This is a genomic window from Natronosporangium hydrolyticum, assembly GCF_016925615.1.
Classification (GTDB): Bacteria; Actinomycetota; Actinomycetes; order Mycobacteriales; family Micromonosporaceae; genus Natronosporangium; species Natronosporangium hydrolyticum.
Map to the genome: position 1 here is coordinate 2710441 of NZ_CP070499.1, position 19816 is coordinate 2730256.

Genomic DNA, 19816 nt, shown 5'->3' on the forward strand with positions numbered 1-19816 from the left:
CTAAACGCTCTGCGATTGGGAGACTAAAAATTCTGCGTTTGGTAGAGTAGCAAAATGGTCACGTATCGGCGTCGGATAATCGACGACACGCTGGATGAGCTTCAGCCTGACCTTCGCGCCCTGTCCATCCACGGGCCGAAAGGTGTCGGAAAGACCGCGACGGCGATGCAGCGGGCCGCATCGGTCATCGATCTCAGCCTTCCCGCCCAGCGCGAGATCGTCACGGCTGACCCCGCTATCCTGACCCGCCTGCCCGGGCCGGTGCTGGTGGACGAGTGGCAGCGACTGTCCGAGGTCTGGGACCACGTGCGGCATGCGGTCGACGCCGGCTCGCCGCCGGGCCACTTCCTCCTCGCCGGAAGCTCAGCACCCCGGGGCGCGGTGGTCCATTCGGGCGCCGGGCGGATCGTGCCGATGCGGATGCGTCCACTGAGCTTGGCGGAGCGCGGCATCGAGACCCCGACCGTTGGCCTGGCTGAGCTGCTGGCCGGCAACCGCGATGTCGGTGGAACAACGAAACTCCGGCTGGCGGACTACGTCGAGGAGATCGTTGCATCGGGGTTTCCCGCCATCCGTGGACTACCAGCCCGCGTGCGACGAGCGGAACTGGACGGTTACCTGGACAACGTCGTGCAGCGGGAGTTCCCTGAGCAGGGCTATCCGGTCCGCCGGCCGGCAGTCCTGCGGGCTTGGCTTGGCGCCTATGCCGCCGCCACGTCGACGACGACGGCCTATTCGAAGATCCTCGACGCAGCTACCGGCGGGCTGGCGAACAAGCCGGCCAAGCAGACCACCCTCGCCTATCGTGACGCACTGTCGTCTCTCTGGCTGCTTGATGCCATACCTCCGTGGATCCCTAGCCACAACCACCTCGACCGACTCGGTCAATCCTCCAAACACCACTTGGCCGACCCCGCGCTAGCTGCGCGACTGCTCGGGCTCGATGCCGCCGCGCTGTTGCGCGCCGAGCAGGGCAGCACAAGCCTGTCAGAGGGCACGATCCTCGGCGCGCTGTTCGAGCACCTCGCGGCGCTCAGCATCCACACCTACGCCGAGGCGGCCGAGGCGTTGGTGGGTCATCTCCGTACCCGGAACAACGACCACGAAGTCGACCTTGTCGTACAGCGCGCGGACGGCAAGGTTCTGGCCATGGAGATCAAGCTGGCCGACCGAGTCGAGGATGCCGATGCTAAGCACCTGCGTTGGCTGCGCGACCGAGTCGGCAATGACCTGATTGACGCCGCCGTCATCTACGCGGGCGAACACGCCTACCGTCGGCAAGACGGCGTCGCCGTCATCCCGCTGGCCCTACTCGGCCCGTAACGGACGCCGTTATCGCCATCGATCAGCGAAACCGCGGGTGATGCCACCCGGCACGGTTCGAGTACGTCGAGAAAGTGGGCGATACTGGGATCGAACCAGTGACCTCTTCGGTGTGAACGAAGCGCTCTCCCGCTGAGCTAATCGCCCGGGCGCCGCATAACTGTACCGGAGGCAGGGCGGTCGGCGCATCCAGGGGGTGCCTGCGGCGGGGTGTCGCGCGATTTCTGGAGCAAACCGGGCAACTTACACGCGTGTGAGTTTTCTGTGCGGCCGGCCGTCACCGTCTTGGCCCTGGTGGCGTTACGGAGGTAGGTCGAGTCCGCACCGCACCCGACGTATGGCGCTCTCCCCGGCCAAGGGCAAAACAGACACCTTACGCGAAAATGGAAAATAAGGAATGTCGGTATGGCGTGTTTTCCCACTACAGGGTGAGATAAGCTCATGGCGGAGCGTGACGGGGTGCGTCGCCTGAATATGGGAAGGGCGGGGTACGCGTGTCCCCGCTGCGGTGCCGGGGGGAGTATGCCGATGAGTGTTATCAAGCCAACGACCGTGGAGGTCGAGACGTCGCTGCGGTTGGTGGCGCCGGATGCCACCGCCTTGCCGGTGCGTGCCAGCCTGCGCTATGACCCAGCCGATCCATACGCGGTGAACGTCCTATTCCATGCCGAGGCCGCCGGTGGCGAGGCGGTCGGCTGGTCGTTCGCGCGGGAACTGCTGGTCACCGGGCTCGACGAGCCGGCGGGGATCGGGGACGTGCGGGTATGGCCGTGGGCGACGCCCCGCGGGGACTTCGTCGCGCTGGCGTTGTCGTCGCCGGACGGCAACGCCCTGTTCGAGGTGCCCCGCAGCGTGCTGGTGCGGTTCCTGCGCCGCACCTATGTGGTGGTGCCGCGCGGCCGGGAGGCCGACCACCTCGACGTAGACACGGCGGTGACCCGGCTGCTCGCCGGTCGCTGACCGGCCCGACCAGACTCACCGGAGGTAGGCCGCTGCGCGGGCTAAAGTGCCTGCGTGACTGCCACCCCTCGGCGTTGGCGCGGCGGCTGCGCCCACCGGGTCTACAGCGTGGTCGTGTTCATCGTGCTCGCCGCGCTGGACAACGTCGCGATCGCGTTGCCGCCGCCGCTGTTGAGCCCGATCAGCCGCGACCTCGGCGTGGCCGAGCCGGTGGTCGCGGCGGCGGTCGCCGTAAACCTGTTGCTGACCGCGGTAGCCGCGGTGGCGTGGGCCTACGTGGGGGATCGCGGCAACCGGAAGCGCCTGCTGCTGGTCGGCACCCTGATGTGGACCGCCGGGATCGGCGCTACCACGGTGGTCGGCAGCTACCCGGCTTTCCTCGCCGCCCAGGCGTTCGCCGGGATCGGCCTCGGGGCGGTCGCTTCGGTCGGTTTCAGCGTGGTCAGCGACCTGATCACCCCCCGGCGGCGGGGCCTGGTGATGGGGCTGTGGGGGTTGTCGCAGGGGGTCGGGACGCTGGCCGGTGTGGCGCTGGCGGGGGTGTTGGGCGCCGCCGACTGGCGGACCCCGTTCCGGGTGCTGACCATTGTCGGGTTGGTGGCTACCTTCGCTTACCTTTTCACCTACGACATTCGTCGGGGGCAGAGCGAGCCGGCGTTGCGGGCGCTCTACGAGTCCGGCGGCGAGTACGACCATCGGATCAGTCGGGCTGACCTCCCCCGGATCGCCGCCCGGCGGACCAACCTGTGGCTGGTGGCGCAGGGGTTGACCGCCCAGCTGGCGTTCGGTTCGCTGGTGTGGTTGCCGCGACTGTTCCAGGCCAAGGTCGAAGACCTGGGGTACGCCGAGTCCACCGCGATCGTGGTCGGCAGCGTGTTCACCGTCATGCTGCTCAGCGGCGGGGTGCTGTCGTTGGTGGGGGCGTTGGTGGGGGACCGGCTGCAACGCCGTACTCCGCGGGGTCGGGCGCTGGTGGCCGCGGTGGGGGTGTTGGCGGCCACGCCGTTGTTTGTGGCGTTGGTGTTCTTCCCGCTTCGGTTGGAGTTGCCCGCGGCGGACCCGACCACCGGCGAGATCGTCGTCGGTCTCATGCGCAGCCTGGTCACCGAGCCGACGATGGCCGCCACCTTCCTGGTCGCGCTGGTCGCGCTCGCGCTGGTCTCCGCCCAGTCGCCGAACTGGTTCGCGCTGGTAGTGGAGGTGAATCCGCCGGAGCACCGCGGCACCGTCTTCAGCGCCGGCAATCTGGTCAACGGGGTGGGCCGGACGCTCGGGACTTATCTGGTGGTGCGCAGCTTCGAGGCGCTGGAGCGGTCGCTGCCGCCGCCGTTGAATTTCGCGGTGGGGCTGGCCGCTTTTCAGCTCTTCTTCATCCCGACCGGGGTGATGTATTGGCGCGCTTCCCGGAGCGCGCCGGCCGACATCGCCGAGGTCGACCGGATGCTGGTCGCCCGGGCGACGCTGCCGGCGGGCGCCGGCGGGCGCTCAGGGGAGCAGGCGGGCGAACAGCCCGTCGTCGAGCGACTCGAATCCGACCCGCCGGTAGAAGCCGATGGCCCGGTGGTTGTCGACCGCCACCCCTAGATAGATGCCGGCAGCGCCGGCCTGGGCGAGGGCCGGCAGCAGCGTGCCGATCAGGGCTCGGCCTCGGCCCTGCCCCTGCGCCGGCGGGAGCAGGTTGATGTGCAGGTGCGCGGGGTAGCGCGCCAGGACCCAGTCAGGGGCGGTTGGCGGATCGTGGATCAACCGCGCCAGCCGCTGATCCGGGGTGTGCCGATCGGCCGGTCCGGTCGGCGCCGGGTAGCGCCGCCGCAGCGGCGGCCACCAGTGCTGTTCACAGGCTGCGGCGAAGCCGGCCGTGTCCGGGACGCCGACCGCGTACCCGGCGGGCGCCCCGGCGCCGTCGTCGAGCACGAACGCCCACTGCGGGGCGAGTGCGAGGTAGGGCCCGACATAGACGTGGCCGAGCAACCGCGGGTCGGCGTACAGCTGGGTAGCGTCGCCGCCGCGGTCGCCGGTGCGGCGGCAGATGTCGTAGAGCGCCTCGTGATCCGACGGTTGGTAGCGGCGGATGTGCACGGCGCCGACCTCCCGGGGCATGTGGTGGACGACACGAAGCATATTCCACCACCGAGGTATTGCCGCTATTGCGGCGAACCGGGCACGCTGGGCGAGCTGGTTTCATCGTGCGGGGGGAGGTACGACCGTGGCTGAGCTGTGGCAGAGCCTGGGCCCACTGCTCGTCGTGGCGTGCGCGGCGACCGTCGGGCTGTTCGCGGTCGAGGTGGGCCACCGGATGCTGCTGCGCGCCGGCCAACGGGTGTGGTTTCTCGCCAGCATGACCCGCCGCGCCTACCGGCCCACTCAGCTGCTGGTTTCGCTGTTGCTGGTGCGCATCGCGGTGGTAGCCACGACGGACACCGGCCTCTGGCGGGATCCGCTGCTCCACGCGTTGCTGATCGCAGTGATCATCGCAGCTGGGTGGCTACTCGGTGTCATGCTGCTGGTGCTGGAGGACGGCGCCCGGTCCCGGTTGCGCACCGACGGGCCGGACAACCGCACCGCCCGGCAGGTGCAGACCCAGGTGATGATCCTGCGCCGGGTGACCGTGGTGCTGGTGACGGTGCTCACCGTCGGGACCGCGCTGACCACGTTCCCCGGTGTGCGTACCTTCGGCGCCACCATGCTCGCCTCCGCCGGCCTCGCCGGGGTGGTCGCCGGGTTCGCCGCCCAGCAGACGCTCGGCAACCTGTTCGCAGGCCTGCAACTGGCGTTCGGGGGTGCGTTGCGCCTCGACGACGTGGTGGTCGTCGAGGGGGAGTGGGGCCACGTCGAAGAGCTGACGCTCTGCTACGCGGTGGTCCGGATCTGGGACCAGCGCCGGTTGGTGCTGCCCACCTCCTACTTCACGACCACGCCGTTCACGATCTGGACCCGGCGGGGTGCGGAGATCCTGGGTACGGTCATGTTCGAACTGGACTGGGCGGTGCCGGTGCGGGAGCTGCGCGCCGAGCTGGAACGGGTGGCCCGGCAGGATCCGCGGTGGGACGGGCGGGTCGCCACCCTCCAGGTGGTCGAGGCGACCGGCGGTCTGGTCACGGTACGAGGGCTGGTGAGCGCGGCGAACGCCGACGCCTCCTGGGACCTGCGCTGCGCGGTGCGGGAACACCTGGTCGAGTGGCTGCAGATCCATCACCCGTACGCGCTGCCCCGGACCCGAACCGAGGTCAGCGGTGGCGGCGGCGACCAGGAACCCGTCGGGTACCTGACCCCGAACGGGAGCAACGGCGCCTGACGCGGTAACCACTGGTACGGGAGGTCTACCATGCCGCGTATGCGTAGACACCTGATCGCCGCGCCGGCACTGGCGACGGCGCTGCTGCTGGCGGCTGCCTGCACCGGCGAAGCCGACGACGAGGGCGAGCTTCCGGAGGGCAGTGAGCTGCTCGCCGATGCCGCCGATGAGATGGCGACGGTAACCACGGTCCGGATGCGGCTGGCCACTGAGGAGCCGTTCGCTGACCTTCCGGTGTACGGCGTGGACGGTGTGATCACCGACGAGGGCGACGCCGAGGGCACCGCCGACCTTGAACAGCTGGGGCAGCAGCTGCAGCTGCAGTTCGTGGTGGTCGACGAGACCTTCCACTACCAGCTCGTCGGCGCCTGGGCGGAGCTTCCGCTCGCCGACGCGCAAGTGATCTACGACCCGTCGGCGGTGCTGGATCCGGAGCGCGGCGTCGCCAACCTGTTGCGGACAGCGACCGACGCCGAGGTGGTGGGCCGCGCCGGCGACGAGTACGAGGTGACCGCGAACTTCCAGGCCAGCGAGTTGTCGGTGCTGTTGCCGGGGCCGGTCGAGGAGGATCTGCCGGGCACGGTCTGGATCGGCGCGGAGCAGCCGCTGCTGCACCGGGCGGAGTTCCCGGTGCCGGTGCCGGACGAGCCTGAGGGGGTGCTCACGGTGGAGCTGTCGGAGTTCAACGAGCCGGTGGAGATCAGTGCCCCTTCGTGAACCAGCTGCGGCGGCCCCGACCGGGGCCGCCGCCGAGCACGGGCGTCGGGCCACCGTGGTCGGGGTGGGCGCCACCGCCGTGCTGGTCGCGGCGCTCGACGCGTACGTAGTGGTCACGCTGCTGGTCGACATCATGGCCGACCTGCAGATCCCGGTGAACCGGCTGGAGCGTGCCACCTGGCTGGTGACCGGCTTCCTGCTCGGCTATGTGGCCGGGATGCCGCTGTTGGGCAGCCTCTCCGACCGCTACGGGCGCCGGCTGGTGATCCACCTGTGCCTGGCCGGATTCGCGGTCGGCTCGGTGGTCACCGCGCTGGGCACCTCGCTGCCGCTGGTGGTGGGAGGCCGGCTGCTGCAGGGGCTCGCCGGCGGGGCGTTGTTGCCGGTCACGTTGGCGCTGGTCGCGGATGTCTGCGGCCCCGCCCGCCGCGCGGTGGCGTTGGGTGCGGTCAACGCCGCGCAGGAGCTTGGTGCGGTGCTGGGGCCGCTCTACGGCGCCGGGCTGGCGGTGCTGGTGAGCTGGCGGGGAGTGTTCTGGCTCAATCTGCCGCTGGTCGCGGTCGCCGCGGTCGTCATCCACCGCACGGTGCCGGGCGGACGCCCGACACCGGCTCACGGCGGGCCGCCAGCGGTGCCGGTGCTGGGCGGCACCCTGCTCGCGCTCGCGCTCGGCCTGGCGGTGGTCGGGCTCTACCAGCACGAACCGGAGCAGGGGGCGTTGCCGCCGTGGGGGCCGGCCGCGTTGGCGGCGGCAGCGGTGGTGACCGCAGCCTTCCTGTGGCATCAGGCCCGTGGCCGGCGGCCACTGCTCGACACCACCGGGGTACACACTGGCCGGTTGGTGGCGATCCTCGTCGCCAGCCTGCTCGCGGGCGCCGCTCTGCTCGGCACCCTGGTCAACATGCAGTTGCTCGCCCAGACCGTGCTGGGTCGGGACTCGGTCGGCGGGGCGCTGCTGCTGGTGCGGTTCCTCGCCGCGCTCCCGGTCGGCGCCGTCCTCGGTGGCTGGCTGGTGCGCCGAGTCGGCGAGCGGGCGGTGGCGGTCGCCGGCATGGCGTTGGCCGCGGCGGGCTATCTGCTGGTGGCGGCCTGGCCGGATGACCTCCTCGCGGCCCGTTACGAGGTCGGGCCGCTGTCGCTGCCCCGGTTGGATGTGGACCTGGCGCTCGCCGGTGCCGGTCTCGGGCTGGTGATCGCGCCGTTGTCGGCCGCGGTGCTGCGGATCGCCCCGGCCACCGCCCATGGTGTGGCCTCGGCCGCGGTGGTGGTCGCCCGGATGGTCGGCATGCTGGTCGGGGTCGCGGCGCTCGCGGCCTGGGGGCATCACCGGTTCCACCAGTTGACGGCAGAGCTGCCGCCGCCGCCGTTGCCGATCGGCGTCACCGAGGCCGAGTATCAACGTGCGCTCGCCGTCTACACCGATGGTTTACAGGCCGCGATGCGCACCGAGTACGCAGAGATCTTCGCGATCATCGCGGCGCTCTGCGCGGTAGCCGCGGTGGTCAGCCTCGCCCTGCCGGGCCGCGAACGGAGTTGATCAGCACGTACCATCGGCGGCATGGACGTCTTCGATGACCGGCCCTGCCAGCTCGCCGAGGGGCCCTTCTACGACCCAGCGACCGGCCGAGTGGGCTGGGTGGACATCCTCGGCTGCCGGGTTCGTTGGCGGGATCTCGCCACCGGTGAGACCGGGGAGGTGACGACCTCGGGTCATGTCGGCGCGGCGGTGCTTCGCCGCGGCGGCGGCATGGTGCTGTGTCTGCCGGCCGGGCCGGTGCTGCTGGACGACGCGGGCCAGCAGCGCCACCTGGGCACCTTCGCCGAGGCGGATCAGGTCGCGGGGGCGCCGCCGGCGGCGGACGCGCCGGCCCGCCGTTCCAACGACGCCAAGGCCGACCCGGCCGGCCGGCTGTGGCTGGGCACGATGGCGTACGACGAGACGCCCGGGGCGGGGGCGCTCTACCGGCTCGATCCGGGCGCGTCGGCCCCGGTGCGCGTGTTGGGGGAGGTCACCATCAGCAACGGTCTGGGCTGGTCGCCAGATCACCGGTTGATGTATTACGTCGACACGCCCACCGGCCGGATCGACGTCTTCGACTTCGACCTCGCCTCGGGGGCGATCACCAACCGGCGCCCGTTCGTGACGGTCGCCGGCGAGGGCAGCCCGGACGGGCTGTGCGTGGACGCCGCCGGCGGGGTCTGGGTGGCGCTGTTCAACGGTGGCGCGGTGCGACGCTACACCCCGGAGGGAGCGCTGGACCGGGTGGTGGAGGTCGGTACCCCGATGGTTACCTCGTGTGCGTTCGCCGGCCCCGACCACCGGCAGCTGATCATTACGACGGCACGGCTGGATCGGGATGATCCCCGCGCTGGTCTGATCTATGTCCATGAGCCCGGTGATGTCACGGGGCTACCGGTCGAACGGTTCGCCGGCTGAGCCGGCCACTCGCAGTGGGGAGTGGGAGTTGATGCGCGGCAGCGGGCCTGCTCGAGATGGGGGCGGGCACAACCCGCTGCGCGCGCGGTGGTCGCGCCGGATCGTGGTGGGCTGATCGGTTTGGTCGATCCGGCGAAACCGGGTGGGACGCTCTCGACGATAGCTGCCTCAATGCGCTGGTCAATGGGCTAGTGACCGGATTAAGCCGGACCTAAGGAAGACTTGCGACCCCGGACAGATCCCGGCCGATCATGACCGGGTGAGCAGACTCGCCGAGCGTGTCGGTCAACCCGCTCATGATCTGCGCGAGAGGCGGGGTTCCCGGGTCAGCCGGCCGATCAGGCCGCGGCGGCTGGGCGCCGACGGCGGCGGAGCCTCCGCGTCGGCGAGCAACATCACCACGCTCGCGCCACCGAGCCGGCCGTTGCCGACGCTCACCGAACCGCCGCCGGTCTGCGCGACCCGGCGCGCGATGTCCAGGCCGAGGCCGGTCGAACCCTGGTCGCTCGCGCCGCGGGTGAGCGCGCGGTCCGGGTCGGCGATGCCGGCGCCGGCGTCATCGACCCGGACCGCCACCCAGCCGTCGTGCCGGGAGACCGCCACCTCCAACGCGGTCCCCTGGGGGGTGTATCGGAACGCGTTGCCGAGCACCGCGTCGAGCGCTGCCGCCAGCTCCGCCCCGGGCACCCGCACCGGGGCCGGGGTCGGCGGGACGACCACCTCGCACGGGCGGTCCTGGTCGCCGGCGACCGCCGACCAGAAGCTCATCCGTTCCGCGACCACCTCGCCAGCGTCGCAGCGGCCCGGGGGCGGTGGCTCGTCCGCGGTCGCCTGGGTCGCCTGCCGGGTGGTCCGGATCAGGACGTCGATCTCGTGCTCCAGCGTGGTGAGCGCTTGGCGGACCCGGGCTAGTGTGCGGTAGCGATCGTCGTCGTCGGCGGCCGGGTACCCGTAGCCGCCGGCCCGGGGCTCGTGCGCGGCCAACGCGTCGGCCTCGGCGGCCTCCAACGCCTCCACGTCCAGCCGCAGTCCGGTCAGCGGAGTGCGGAGCCGGTGGGACAGATCCGCCACCATTTCCCGTTCTGCGGTACGCAGGGCCGCCAGCCGGTCGGCCATCTGGTTGAACGCGTACCCGGCTTCGGCGAGTTCCCGGGGGCCGCTGAGGGTCACCCGGACGTCGAGGGCACCGTCGCCGAGCGCGGTGGCGGCGTCGGCGAGGCTGCGCGCTGGGCGGACCATCCGGTTCGCCAGCCGGTCGCCCACCAACGCCGAACCGAGGACCAGCCCGGCGGCGACCACTACCAGCGCGCCCCAGGCGGCCCACACCCCGCCGCGTAGCGCAGCGCTGGGGACGTGGACCTCCACCACGGCTAGCTGGTCGTCGCCGATCTCTACCGGCTCCAGGTACGCGACCCCGTCGTCGAGTGGGGCGAGCACGGTGTGTTGCTGCTGGGCGGCTCGGGTGAGGTCGGTGGTCGCGGCGTAGCTGGTGCCGAGCGGCTGCTCGGCCAGCCCATGCACCGCGAGCTGGCCGCCGCCGCCGTTTTCGGCGGGGGTGTCGCCCTGCGCCGAGGCGATCACCTGCTCGACCGCGTTCGGGTCGGTCGTGACCGCGAGCACCGACACGACGATCGCGGCCCGCCGCTCGGCCTGGGCGAGCGCGCGCTCCTGGGCCAGCTGCTCCACCAGCAGCCCGAGCGGGATCATGAAGGCGATCGCGACCAGCGCGGCGATCGCGACCGAGTGGATGGCGAGTTGCCGCCTTAGGCGGGCGCCACCAACCGCAGCCCGACCCCCCGCACGGTGTGCAGGTAGCGCGGTTTCGCCGCGGTCTCGCCCAGCTTTCGACGTAGCCAGTAGAGATGGACGTCGATGGTCTGGTCCTCGCCGATCGACGGCTGTCGCCATACCTCCTCCAGCAGTTCTCGGCGGGACACCACCCGGCCGGGACGGGCCGCGAGGTACGCCAGTAGGTCGAACTCCTTGCGGGTCAACTCCAGCGGGGCCCCGTCGAGCTGAGCTTGTCGCTGACCGACATCGATTCGCAGGCCGCCCACCTGGATGGCGGTGGGTTCGCTGCGGCTGGCCACCCCGGAGCGGCGCAGCACCGAGGCCACCCGGGCGTCCAGGTGTGGGCCGCTGAACGGCTTGACCATGTAGTCGTCGGCGCCGGCACGCAGTAGTTTAACGATCTCCGACTCGTCGTCGCGGGCGGTGGCGATGATGATCGGGGTGTCGGTGATGCCGCGCAGCATCCGTAAGGCGTCGGCGCCGTCCAGGTCGGGGAGACCGAGATCGAGCACGATCAGGTCCGGCGCGTCGGCCGCGACCCGTCGCAGCGCGTCCAGCGCGGTGCTCGCCGCGTGGACGGCGTGCCCGCGGTCGGTCAATGAGCGCAGCATCGCGCTGCGCACGACATGATCGTCCTCCACCAGTAGCACCGTCGCCATGGAGGACACCGTACTGGGTGTAGCAAGATGTGGGAATGCGCAGACCGCTTGGTTACGTCTTAGCCTGGCTGCTCGCCACCGTGGTCGCGGTTACCGGCTCGTGGGTGGGGTTGCAGCCGTTGCTGGCCGCGACGAGTCCGGAGCTGCCGCCCCGGCTCTCGGCCTCGCAACTGCGGGAGGCGGTGCCGCCCCCGTCGCCGACCGCGCGGGACGCCACCCCAACTGAGTCGCCGTCGGAATCTCCGACGCCGGCTCCGTCGCCGACTCCGACTCCGACGCCGGACGCCACCGACCCCCCGGAACCGCCGCCGCCGCAGCCGATGTTGCCGGCGACCTCCGAGTGGCGGGAGCTAGATGATGGTCGCACCATGGAACGGACATTCATCGTTCGGGGCGGCGAGGTGACCTTCCACGTAAACCGGCGGGAGGTACGGGTCGTGGAGCACACCGCAAATCCAGGGTACGAGGTCGCGGTCAACCGGTGGTCGCGTAGCTCACTCATCCTTTCGTTCGAATCAGTGGAGCAGACCTCACGAATCTGGGTAATGTGGCGAGACGGACCGTATGCGGAGGTAACTGAGACGGTATGAGTGGCATATCCGAGGAGCAGCTATGGCAGCTCGCGGTAACCACGCTCGCGGACAACTGGTGGCACGACCACACCGTTCCTTCCCGCACCCTCTACCCGTACCAATGGAGTTGGGACACCGGCTTCATCGCGGTCGGGTTGGCGCACGTGGCGCCGGCGCGGGCATGGCACGATCTGCGGACGTTGTTCGAGGCCCAGTGGGCCGATGGGCGGGTGCCCCACATCGTCTTCGACGCCGCGGCGATGACCGATCCGAAACCTGGCCGTGAGCGGTATTTTCCCGGTCCCGCGTTCTGGCGCTCCACCGACGTCCCGGCCGCGCCGCAGCGACCCACCAGCGGGCTGGTGCAGCCGCCGGTCCACGCGCTCGCCGCGTGGGATATCTACCGTCACTCGCCCGATTCGGAGAGTCGCGAGCGCGCCGCCGCCGAGCTCGGCTGGCTCTATCCCCGACTCGTGGCCCAGCAGCGCTATCTCACCACTCACCGCGACATCGGCGGGTCTGGCCTGGCGTGCCTGGTGCACCCGTGGGAGTCCGGTCAGGACAACTCGCCCGCCTGGGATGCGGCGCTGGCCGCGGTGCCGGCCGACCTCACGCTGCTGGAGAAGTATCAGCGCCGGGATCTCGAGGTGTCCCACCGCTCCCACCGGCCCACCGACGCCGACTATGCGCGCTACATCTTGATTGCCCAGCGTTATCGCGACCATGGTTACCTCGACGACGGCCCAGGCGAGCGCTATCCGTTCCTTGTGGAGTGTCCGGGCTTCAACAGCCTGATCATCGCCGCGGAGTTGGCGCTGGCGGAGATCGCCCCGGTGGTGGGGGCGGACCCGCAACCGCATCGGGAGCGGGCCGACCGGCTCACCGACGTGTTGGTGGACCGACTCTTCGACCCGGCAACCGGCATGTTCCACGCCCGAGACGTCTACATCGACCAGCTCAGCCCGGTGCGATATCTGGGTGGGCTGCTGCCGTTGCTGCTGCCGGATCTGCCGACCGCCCAGGTCAAGTCGCTGTTGGTAGAGGCGGCCGCACCGGCCTTCGGGCTGAATGAGCACGTTTCGTTGCCGCTGCCCAGCTACGACCGGACCGCGCCGGATCTGGACCCGGAGCGATACTGGCGCGGACCGATCTGGATCAACATGAACTGGTTGCTCTGGCGAGGTCTGCGGCAGCATGGTCAGCCGACCCTGGCGACGGCGCTACGCGGAGCCATGATCGACGTGGTGCGGCGGTCGGGGTGTTACGAGTATTTCCACACCACCACCGGGGCCGGCATCGGTACGCCGGAGTTCAGCTGGACCGCGGCGCTGACACTGGACCTGCTGGCTCACCCGGAGGGTTGACCGGGCCGCGATGGCCGGCGGCGACCCGGGCCTGCCGCAGCAGCACCGCCGGGACCAGCAACAGCTCCACCCCGAGCACAACGCGAAGCACCGTGGTGGTCTGCTCAACTCGGGGGAGGGTGGCGATAGCATAGCCAGTCGGGCGGGGTCCGCCCGAACCGCCGTGATCTTGAGGAGCAGCCGTGTCCGCATCCCGCAGCAACGCCGTCGAGCTGGCACCCGTCGTGGTTCCGGCCGGGACGACGTGTGCCGACGCGGTGGCCGCAACCGGCGCCCCTACCAAGGGGCCGCGCGCGGTCGTGGTGGTGCGGGACGGCGACGGCCGGCTCCGGGATCTTGCGTGGGTGCCCGAGACCGAGGTCACCGTGGAGCCGGTGCCGCTGGACTCTCCCGACGGCCTGGCGGTGCTGCGGCACTCCTGCGCGCACGTGCTCGCCCAAGCGGTGCAGGACCTCTACCCGCAGGCCAAGCTGGGTATCGGCCCGCCGGTGGAGAACGGCTTCTACTACGATTTCGATGTCCCGCCGCTCCACCCGGAGGATCTGGGCAAGATCGAGCAGCGGATGGTCGAGATCATCAAGTCCGGCCAGCGGTTTCGCCGGCGCCGGTTCGACGGCGTCGAGCAGGCCCGCAGCGAGCTAGCCCACGAGCCGTTCAAGCTCGATCTGCTCGCCGAGCGCGGTGGCGGTTTCGACGACTCGGAGGTGATGGAGCTCGGCGGGGACACCGACGGTGAGCTCACCATCTACGACAACCTCGATCAGAGCAGCGGGGCGATCTGCTGGTCGGATCTGTGCCGTGGGCCGCACCTGCCCACCACCCACTTCATCGACCCGCGGGCGGTCAAGCTGATGCGGACCGCCGCCGCGTATTGGCGGGGCAGCGAGGCCAACCCGCAGCTGCAGCGAGTCTACGGCACCGCCTGGCCGACCCGGGATCAGCTCAAGGGCTACTTGAAGCTGCTGGAGGAGGCGGCCCGGCGCGACCACCGCAAGCTCGGTGCCGAGCTGGACCTGTTCTCGTTCCCGGAAGAGGTCGGCTCGGGGCTGCCGGTCTTCCACCCCAAGGGCGGGGTGATCCGCCGGGAGATGGAGGACTACTCCCGGCGCCGGCATGAAGAGGCGGGGTACGAGTTCGTCAACACCCCGCACATCACCAAGGCCAACCTCTTCGAGACCTCCGGGCACCTGACCTGGTTCGCCGACGGCATGTACCCGCCGATGTCGATGGAGGGGGCCGAGTATTACCTCAAGCCGATGAACTGCCCCTTCCACAACCTGATCTTCCGGTCCCGGGGCCGTTCGTACCGGGAGCTGCCGCTGCGGCTGTTCGAGTTCGGCAGCGTGTACCGGTATGAGAAGTCAGGTGTGGTGCACGGGTTGACCCGGGTGCGGGGGATGACCCAGGATGACGCCCACATCTACTGCACCAAGGAGCAGATGACTGGGGAGCTCACCAGCCTGCTCGAGTTCGTGCTGGGGTTGCTCCGCGACTACGGGCTCGACGACTTCTATCTGGAGCTGTCCACTCGCGACGATTCGAAGGCGAAGTTCGTCGGGGCGCCGGAGGAGTGGGCCGAGGCGACCGAGGCGCTCCGGGTAACCGCGGAGGCTTCCGGCTTGGAGCTGGTGCCCGACCCGGGTGGGGCGGCCTTCTACGGTCCGAAGATCTCCGTGCAGGCACGGGACGCGATCGGCCGGACCTGGCAGATGTCCACCATCCAGGTCGATTTCCAGCTGCCGCAGCGGTTCAATCTGGAGTACCAGGCGGCGGACGGCAGCCGGCAGCGCCCGATCATGATCCACCGGGCGCTCTTCGGGTCGATCGAGCGGTTCTTCGGGGTGCTCACCGAGCACTACGCGGGCGCCTTCCCGGCCTGGCTCGCGCCGGTCCAGGTGGTCGGCATCCCGGTCCGCGACGACCACGCCGACTATCTGGCGGAGTTCGTGACCCGGCTGCGGGCGGAGGGTGTCCGGGCCGAGGTCGACAGCTCCAGCGACCGGATGCAGAAGAAGATCCGCAACGCCCAGCAGCAGAAGATCCCGTTCATGGCGATCGCTGGTGACTCGGATGTCACCGACGGCACGGTCTCGTTCCGGTACCGGGACGGTTCCCAGCGCAACGGGGTCCCGTTCGACGCCGCCGTGACCCATGTGGCGAACGTGATCCGTTCCCGGACCAACCAGGGACCGTCCGCGGAGTAACGGGGCGTCAGCTCCGGAGCTGACGACCGGCTAGGCCGGCCGCCAGATCAGGAGCTGACGATGGTGATCCGGTCCAGGTCGGGAGCGCGCCGACCAGTGTTGCCGAACCAGATGGTGTGCTCCCCCTCCGACAGCTCCACCGTCACCGTGACCGTCGCCACCGCGTCGTCGCCCGCGGCGGGGAAGTCGACAGTGGTCAACCGGCCACCATTGATCGAGAACTGCCCGCGTCGATCGCGGCTCGACAGGTAGTGGAAGGTCAGCTCGTACTCGCCGGGCTCGACGGTGACCGCCCCGAACCGTACATAGTGCAGCCCGAACCCGCCGAGGTCACCGACTGCCTGCCCGCCGGAGGCGGCCTCGGTGGAGTAGACGCGGGCCCGCCCACCCAACTCGGCCGCCTCGGCCTCAAACGAGCGGAGATCCGGCGGTGGGGGCGCAGGGGGCGGCGGTTCGGTCGCCGCCGGTGGGGTGGTCGGGGGCTCGGTCGTGCCCGCACCGGTAGCGCTCGGCGCCGCCGTTGGACTCGGCGACAGCGTGGGTGAGGGAGCACCACCCAGCCGGGCGTGCGGGGCGGCTGTCGGGTCGTCCTGCCGAGCGGGCGGGCTGGGCGGCGCCGGCAGCGCGGTGGGTTCGGGACGGAGCGCGCTGGCGAGCGCTCCAGTCCCGATGAGGACGGTGCCGGTGAGGACGATCACGACCGTGGCACGGCGCAGTCCGAACCGTCGCTCGGTCGACCGACCCGGCTCAGTCAGTGGTTCCTCGGCCGGGTCACCGTCGCCGGCTCCTACCGGCTGGTATTGCGGCTGATCCCAGGGGTCTGGGGCGTCCTCCCACCACTGCCGGGTTGGCGCGGGCGGCGGCGTGGTCGGACCATCGACCCCGGGCCGGTGGCCGGGTAGGAAGGGCTCGCTCCGGACCTGGTCGTCGCCGGTCATGCCCACCTCCCCGTCGCGGACGACCGTGGCAGGCTAGCGTGGCCCGCCCACCGGGGCAAGCGCCGTGTCGCGGTGCACGGCATCCTTCGATATCCTGTCGCGGGGCGGTCACGTGTGGTGGCTGGTGCGGAGGGGGAGTCGACTCGCAATATTGGTGTCCATCGTCTGCGTCAGTGCGAATGGCTGCGCCGCGGCCTCGCGGAGCCAGCGATCGCTGTAAATGCTCGGGACGGCCCGGGTAATGCGTTGTGGATTCGGTGAGCTTGAATTCCGCAGCGCTTTCGAGTCGTGCTGATGCGCTATGCCCCGACACAATTTGTGGCTGTGTCGCTCGGGTCGGTGAGTCGCTGGCCAGTGCTCCCCGGAGCCCTTGCGGTCGAGGCCTGATGGCCGCCTTGCCCCCGCCTGGTGTCTCGTCGTAGTCGGGCGATCGCACGAGGTGGCACGGCTGCGCCGGTGCCCTAATGCCCATAGTGGAGCGTGTCTCGGCGGTATTACCCACTCGGAGTTGGCGCGCCACCGAGGGTAGCAGTCGGCGCAGTTTCCGGGGTCGCCACCTACGTAAGGTGATCGTCGCGCCGCATAACCGCCGGCGGACCGCGCAATCGTTACCTTCCGTGGAATCTCGAACGCGCAGGGCTGTGCAAAAGGTCCATATTCAGAGAGTCTGCTTAATTGGTCGGCAGGCATTTCGCCAGGCCATTCCCGGTGCCTATCGTACCTCTCATACGGACTTTGGGGCGCTACACCGGAGCGAACCTCAAAAAGTAGGGTATGACGGCTATAGCGGGAGGTAAGGGAATGCGTACCAACGACTGGAACTAATCCGCCGCTGGCGCTCCGTCGCCGAGGCCGTAGTCTGGGGGCCGACCACCATCTGGACTTCGCGGGCGGGCGCTTGTTTTGACACGGTCTTCGGGCAAGCCCGACCAGCGGCTGCGGCTGCTGGTCGGGCTTGTTCTGCTATCTGGAGCCCTGGTCGGCGGGGTCGCGGGCTGGGTGGTCGGCACGGAGTTCCCGGCGTCACCGCCGCCCGAATGGCCAGTGCTGGCCTCGATCGCCGGCCTGGTGGCGGTGGGCGGTCTGGTCAACATCGACGTCCGGGTCCGGTCGACTCTGCACGGTGTGGCCTGGACCGACGCGGCGATCCTGATCGGCCTGGCGATCGCCCCGAGCCCATGGACCGTCCTCGCGGCGTTGGCGGGGGTGCTCTCCGCCAAGATCATTCGTCGGCGGCAGCCGATCAAGTCAGCCTTCGGCGTGGCGAAAGACACGATCACCGCCGGCGTCGGCTGGGCGGTGCTGACCGTGCTGGGATTCACCGGCTCGCTCGACATCCTCGGGGTGCTCTCGCTGGCGGTGGCGTTCCTGGCCATGACCCTGGTCGACGAGCTGCTGGTGATCCCGGTGATCGCGTTGTCGTCTCGGACCAGGATCTGGGAACGGTTCCGCGCCGACTGGGACATCCGGCTGCTGACGTTGCTGTGGCGGTTCGGGGTGGCGATCGCGGCCGCGTTCCTGCTGGAGATCGACGAACAGCTGCTGTATGCGCTGCCGCTGGCGGTGATCCTCGGTCACCTCTGGCATGAACGGTGGGTGCGTGCCCGGGAGGAAAGGCTCGCCTGGCAACACCTGGCCGAAGCCACCAAGACGTTCACCGGCGTCGACCTGGATGTGGTGCTTCGACAGGCCGTACTCAAAGGGTCGCGGCTGTTCGCCGCCGACGAGCTGGAGGTAGAGGTCTGGTTGGGAGACCAGCAGCGGCTGGTCCGGGGCGCCGACGAGATCAGTTACGACGGGCCCCCCGCGGCGGCCCCGGCCGCCGGCAGCCGGGTCTACGCGGCCCCCCTGCATGGCTATCGGGGCCGGCGCGACATCGGAGTCTTGCGGCTTCGGTTCCGGAACCGGGTGAAGATGAGCGAGCGGGAAGAGGCGATGGTGGCTAGCTACGCCGCCGCGCTCGACACCGCGGTCCGCAACGCCGCCGCGTACCGGCAACTGGGGGAGGCGACCGAGGCCCACGCCTACGCTGCCGCGCACGATGCGTTGACCGGCCTGGCGAACCGGCGGGAGCTTGAGCGGCAGCTGGCGGAGGCGCTGGTCGACCAGGCGAGCCTGGATAGCCGGATCGCGGTGTTGCTGATCGACCTGCGCCACTTCAAAGAGGTCAACGACACGCTCGGCCACCTGGCCGGCGACCGGGTGCTGGCCAAGGTGGCGGAGCGGCTCACCAGCGGCGCCGGCCCGAACGACCTGGTGAGCCGGTTCGGCGGCGACGAGTTCGCGGTGCTGCTCCGCAGCGCTTGGCGACCGGCCCGGGTAAGTGCCCGAGCGCAGCGGGTGCTGCGGTCGCTGGCCGAGCCGATCGAGGTCGACGGCCTGCCGATCATGGTGGAGGCGAACGGCGGGCTGGCGCTCGCGATCGACCCGCAGGACACCGAACCCGAAGCCGACGCCCCGGCGGCAGACTTCCGCAGCACTGCGCAAGGGTGGCAGGCGGAGCTACTGCGCCGCGCCGATGTGGCGATGTACCAGGCCAAGCGCAACAGCCGGCCGTTGGTCGCCTACACGTTGGCGCAGGACCCGGCCGACCGGGACCGGCTGGCGCTGGCCGGGCAGCTGCCGAGGGCGGTGTCGCAGCGGGAGTTCATCCTGCATTTCCAGCCCATCGCCGAACTCGGCAGCGGGCAGGTGATCGGCGCCGAGGCGCTGGCCCGCTGGCGGCACCCCACCCGTGGTGAGCTGAGCCCGGGCGCCTTCCTGGACCTGCTGGAGCGGTCGACGCAGTTGTCGGCGTTCACCGCAGCGGTGCTCGAAGACGCGTTGGCGGCCGCGGCGATGTGGCGAGCGGCCGGTCACGACCTGCGGGTCTCGGTGAACATCTCGGCGCGGAGTCTGCTCGACGCGAGCCTGCCACGGCAGGTTCTGACCGTGCTGGAGGCTCATCACACCCGGCCGGACCGGCTCTGCCTGGAGCTCACCGAGACGTTGGCGATCAGCCAGCTCGACACCGTCGATCAGGTGCTGACCCAGCTGCACGACATCGGCGTCCAGCTCGCGCTCGACGACTTTGGCACGGGCTTCTCCTCGTTGGCGGTGCTGTCCCGGATTCCGGTGGACCAACTGAAGGTCGACCGAAGCTTCGTCCAGGCATTGGCGGACCTGGGTGACTCCGGCGGCCCGGCCGGGGCGGCGGCGGTCGTCGACCCAGTCGATCCGGGCAGTGACGCGGTAGCCATCTCGCAGGCCAAGGCGGTGGTTCGCTCCACCGTCCAGCTTGGGCGCACCCTCGACCTCGGGGTGGTGGCGGAGGGGATCGAGGCCACTCCGCAACGGCGCCTGCTGTGGGAGCTGGGCTGCCCAGCGGGCCAGGGGCATCTGTTCGGCCCGCCGCAACCGGCCGACGAGCTGTTGGGCCTGCTAACCCGCGGCGAGGGCGGCCGGGCCGGGGCGGTCGCCGCACCGTTGGCGCCGAGCCCCCGGGTGGTGCCGTTGCGGCAGAGCCGCGGCTCGGGCAACCGTTCGGTTGGCTAGTCGGCCGGTAGCATCGCGTTAC

At 70.3% G+C, this 19816-nt stretch carries 15 protein-coding genes and 1 tRNA gene; 11 read left to right on the forward strand and 5 right to left on the reverse strand.

All coding sequences use genetic code 11. The features are described 5' to 3' along the window. Positions 1-54: 54 nt before the first annotated feature. Positions 55-1323 carry an ATP-binding protein gene (locus JQS43_RS11900; protein ID WP_239679146.1) on the forward strand — a complete coding sequence of 423 codons (1269 nt, stop codon included), beginning with the start codon at positions 55-57 and terminating at the stop codon, positions 1321-1323. A gap of 75 nt (positions 1324-1398) precedes the next feature. Here the strand turns inward: JQS43_RS11900 and JQS43_RS11905 are convergent. Next, positions 1399-1470, reverse strand: a tRNA-Val gene (locus tag JQS43_RS11905). Positions 1471-1851: 381 nt separating this feature from the next. On the opposite strand from JQS43_RS11905, the gene JQS43_RS11910 reads away from it, so the two are divergent. Beyond that, positions 1852-2283, forward strand: a complete 432-nt coding sequence (locus JQS43_RS11910; protein ID WP_239679147.1) for an SsgA family sporulation/cell division regulator — start codon at positions 1852-1854, stop codon at positions 2281-2283. 54 nt (positions 2284-2337) lie between these two features. Continuing rightward, positions 2338-3867: an MFS transporter gene (locus JQS43_RS11915; protein ID WP_239679148.1), complete on the forward strand. Its 1530-nt coding sequence runs from the start codon at positions 2338-2340 to the stop codon at positions 3865-3867. Here JQS43_RS11915 and JQS43_RS11920 read toward each other — a convergent pair. Beyond that, positions 3769-4404, reverse strand: coding sequence for a GNAT family N-acetyltransferase (locus JQS43_RS11920; RefSeq protein WP_239679149.1), 636 nt, complete (start codon positions 4402-4404; stop codon positions 3769-3771). The genes JQS43_RS11915 and JQS43_RS11920 overlap by 99 nt on opposite strands. 85 nt (positions 4405-4489) lie before the next feature. On the opposite strand from JQS43_RS11920, the gene JQS43_RS11925 reads away from it, so the two are divergent. Genes JQS43_RS11925 through JQS43_RS11940 form a run of 4 tightly spaced genes read left to right on the forward strand, consistent with a single transcriptional unit; the run spans position 4490 to position 8732 of the window. Continuing rightward, complete coding sequence (locus JQS43_RS11925; protein WP_239679150.1) at positions 4490-5578, forward strand: mechanosensitive ion channel family protein; 1089 nt, start codon at positions 4490-4492, stop codon at positions 5576-5578. Between the two features lie 39 nt (positions 5579-5617). Next, complete coding sequence (locus JQS43_RS11930; RefSeq protein ID WP_239679151.1) at positions 5618-6295, forward strand: LppX_LprAFG lipoprotein; 678 nt, start codon at positions 5618-5620, stop codon at positions 6293-6295. Further along, positions 6282-7832, forward strand: coding sequence for an MFS transporter (locus JQS43_RS11935; RefSeq protein WP_239679152.1), 1551 nt, complete (start codon positions 6282-6284; stop codon positions 7830-7832). The genes JQS43_RS11930 and JQS43_RS11935 overlap by 14 nt, the downstream gene beginning before the upstream one ends. A gap of 21 nt (positions 7833-7853) precedes the next feature. Beyond that, entirely contained in the window at positions 7854-8732 is an 879-nt protein-coding gene (locus JQS43_RS11940) for an SMP-30/gluconolactonase/LRE family protein (RefSeq protein WP_239679153.1), read from the forward strand. Between the two features lie 294 nt (positions 8733-9026). Here the strand turns inward: JQS43_RS11940 and JQS43_RS11945 are convergent, their stop codons facing one another. Both JQS43_RS11945 and JQS43_RS11950 read right to left on the reverse strand, forming a co-directional pair. Further along, the gene (locus JQS43_RS11945; RefSeq protein WP_239679154.1) at positions 9027-10439 is read right to left on the reverse strand and encodes a HAMP domain-containing sensor histidine kinase; all 1413 of its coding nucleotides are present in this window, start codon (positions 10437-10439) and stop codon (positions 9027-9029) included. A gap of 56 nt (positions 10440-10495) precedes the next feature. Next, positions 10496-11182 (reverse strand): response regulator transcription factor, encoded by a 687-nt coding sequence (locus JQS43_RS11950; RefSeq protein WP_239679155.1) that lies wholly within the window; start codon positions 11180-11182, stop codon positions 10496-10498. 35 nt (positions 11183-11217) lie between these two features. Here JQS43_RS11950 and JQS43_RS11955 point away from each other — a divergent pair, with 35 nt between their 5' ends. The 3 genes from JQS43_RS11955 (at position 11218) to thrS (ending at position 15322) form a co-directional block, all read left to right on the forward strand. Next, positions 11218-11772 (forward strand): hypothetical protein, encoded by a 555-nt coding sequence (locus tag JQS43_RS11955; protein ID WP_239679156.1) that lies wholly within the window; start codon positions 11218-11220, stop codon positions 11770-11772. Continuing rightward, positions 11769-13118 (forward strand): MGH1-like glycoside hydrolase domain-containing protein, encoded by a 1350-nt coding sequence (locus JQS43_RS11960; RefSeq protein ID WP_239679157.1) that lies wholly within the window; start codon positions 11769-11771, stop codon positions 13116-13118. The genes JQS43_RS11955 and JQS43_RS11960 overlap by 4 nt, the downstream gene beginning before the upstream one ends. Before the next feature lie 182 nt (positions 13119-13300). Continuing rightward, complete coding sequence (gene thrS, locus JQS43_RS11965) at positions 13301-15322, forward strand: threonine--tRNA ligase (protein ID WP_239679158.1); 2022 nt, start codon at positions 13301-13303, stop codon at positions 15320-15322. A gap of 47 nt (positions 15323-15369) precedes the next feature. Here thrS and JQS43_RS11970 read toward each other — a convergent pair whose 3' ends face one another. Next, on the reverse strand, positions 15370-16260 hold the full coding sequence (locus JQS43_RS11970; protein ID WP_239679159.1) for a carbohydrate-binding protein: 891 nt from the start codon (positions 16258-16260) through the stop codon (positions 15370-15372). Positions 16261-17163: 903 nt separating this feature from the next. On the opposite strand from JQS43_RS11970, the gene JQS43_RS11975 reads away from it, so the two are divergent. Next, on the forward strand, positions 17164-19794 hold the full coding sequence (locus JQS43_RS11975) for a bifunctional diguanylate cyclase/phosphodiesterase (RefSeq protein WP_239679160.1): 2631 nt from the start codon (positions 17164-17166) through the stop codon (positions 19792-19794). Positions 19795-19816 lie beyond the last annotated feature (22 nt).

Bases quoted from the DNA above. Each gene is read 5' to 3' on its own strand.
- JQS43_RS11900 (WP_239679146.1), top strand. From the start codon at position 55: ATGGTCACGTATCGGCGTCGGATAATCGACGACACGCTGGATGAGCTT.
- JQS43_RS11910 (WP_239679147.1), top strand. From the start codon at position 1,852: ATGAGTGTTATCAAGCCAACGACCGTGGAGGTCGAGACGTCGCTGCGG.
- JQS43_RS11920 (WP_239679149.1), bottom strand. From the start codon at position 4,404: ATGCTTCGTGTCGTCCACCACATGCCCCGGGAGGTCGGCGCCGTGCAC.
- JQS43_RS11930 (WP_239679151.1), top strand. From the start codon at position 5,618: ATGCGTAGACACCTGATCGCCGCGCCGGCACTGGCGACGGCGCTGCTG.
- JQS43_RS11940 (WP_239679153.1), top strand. From the start codon at position 7,854: ATGGACGTCTTCGATGACCGGCCCTGCCAGCTCGCCGAGGGGCCCTTC.
- JQS43_RS11945 (WP_239679154.1), bottom strand. From the start codon at position 10,439: ATGATCCCGCTCGGGCTGCTGGTGGAGCAGCTGGCCCAGGAGCGCGCG.
- JQS43_RS11950 (WP_239679155.1), bottom strand. From the start codon at position 11,182: ATGGCGACGGTGCTACTGGTGGAGGACGATCATGTCGTGCGCAGCGCG.
- JQS43_RS11955 (WP_239679156.1), top strand. From the start codon at position 11,218: ATGCGCAGACCGCTTGGTTACGTCTTAGCCTGGCTGCTCGCCACCGTG.
- JQS43_RS11960 (WP_239679157.1), top strand. From the start codon at position 11,769: ATGAGTGGCATATCCGAGGAGCAGCTATGGCAGCTCGCGGTAACCACG.
- JQS43_RS11970 (WP_239679159.1), bottom strand. From the start codon at position 16,260: ATGACCGGCGACGACCAGGTCCGGAGCGAGCCCTTCCTACCCGGCCAC.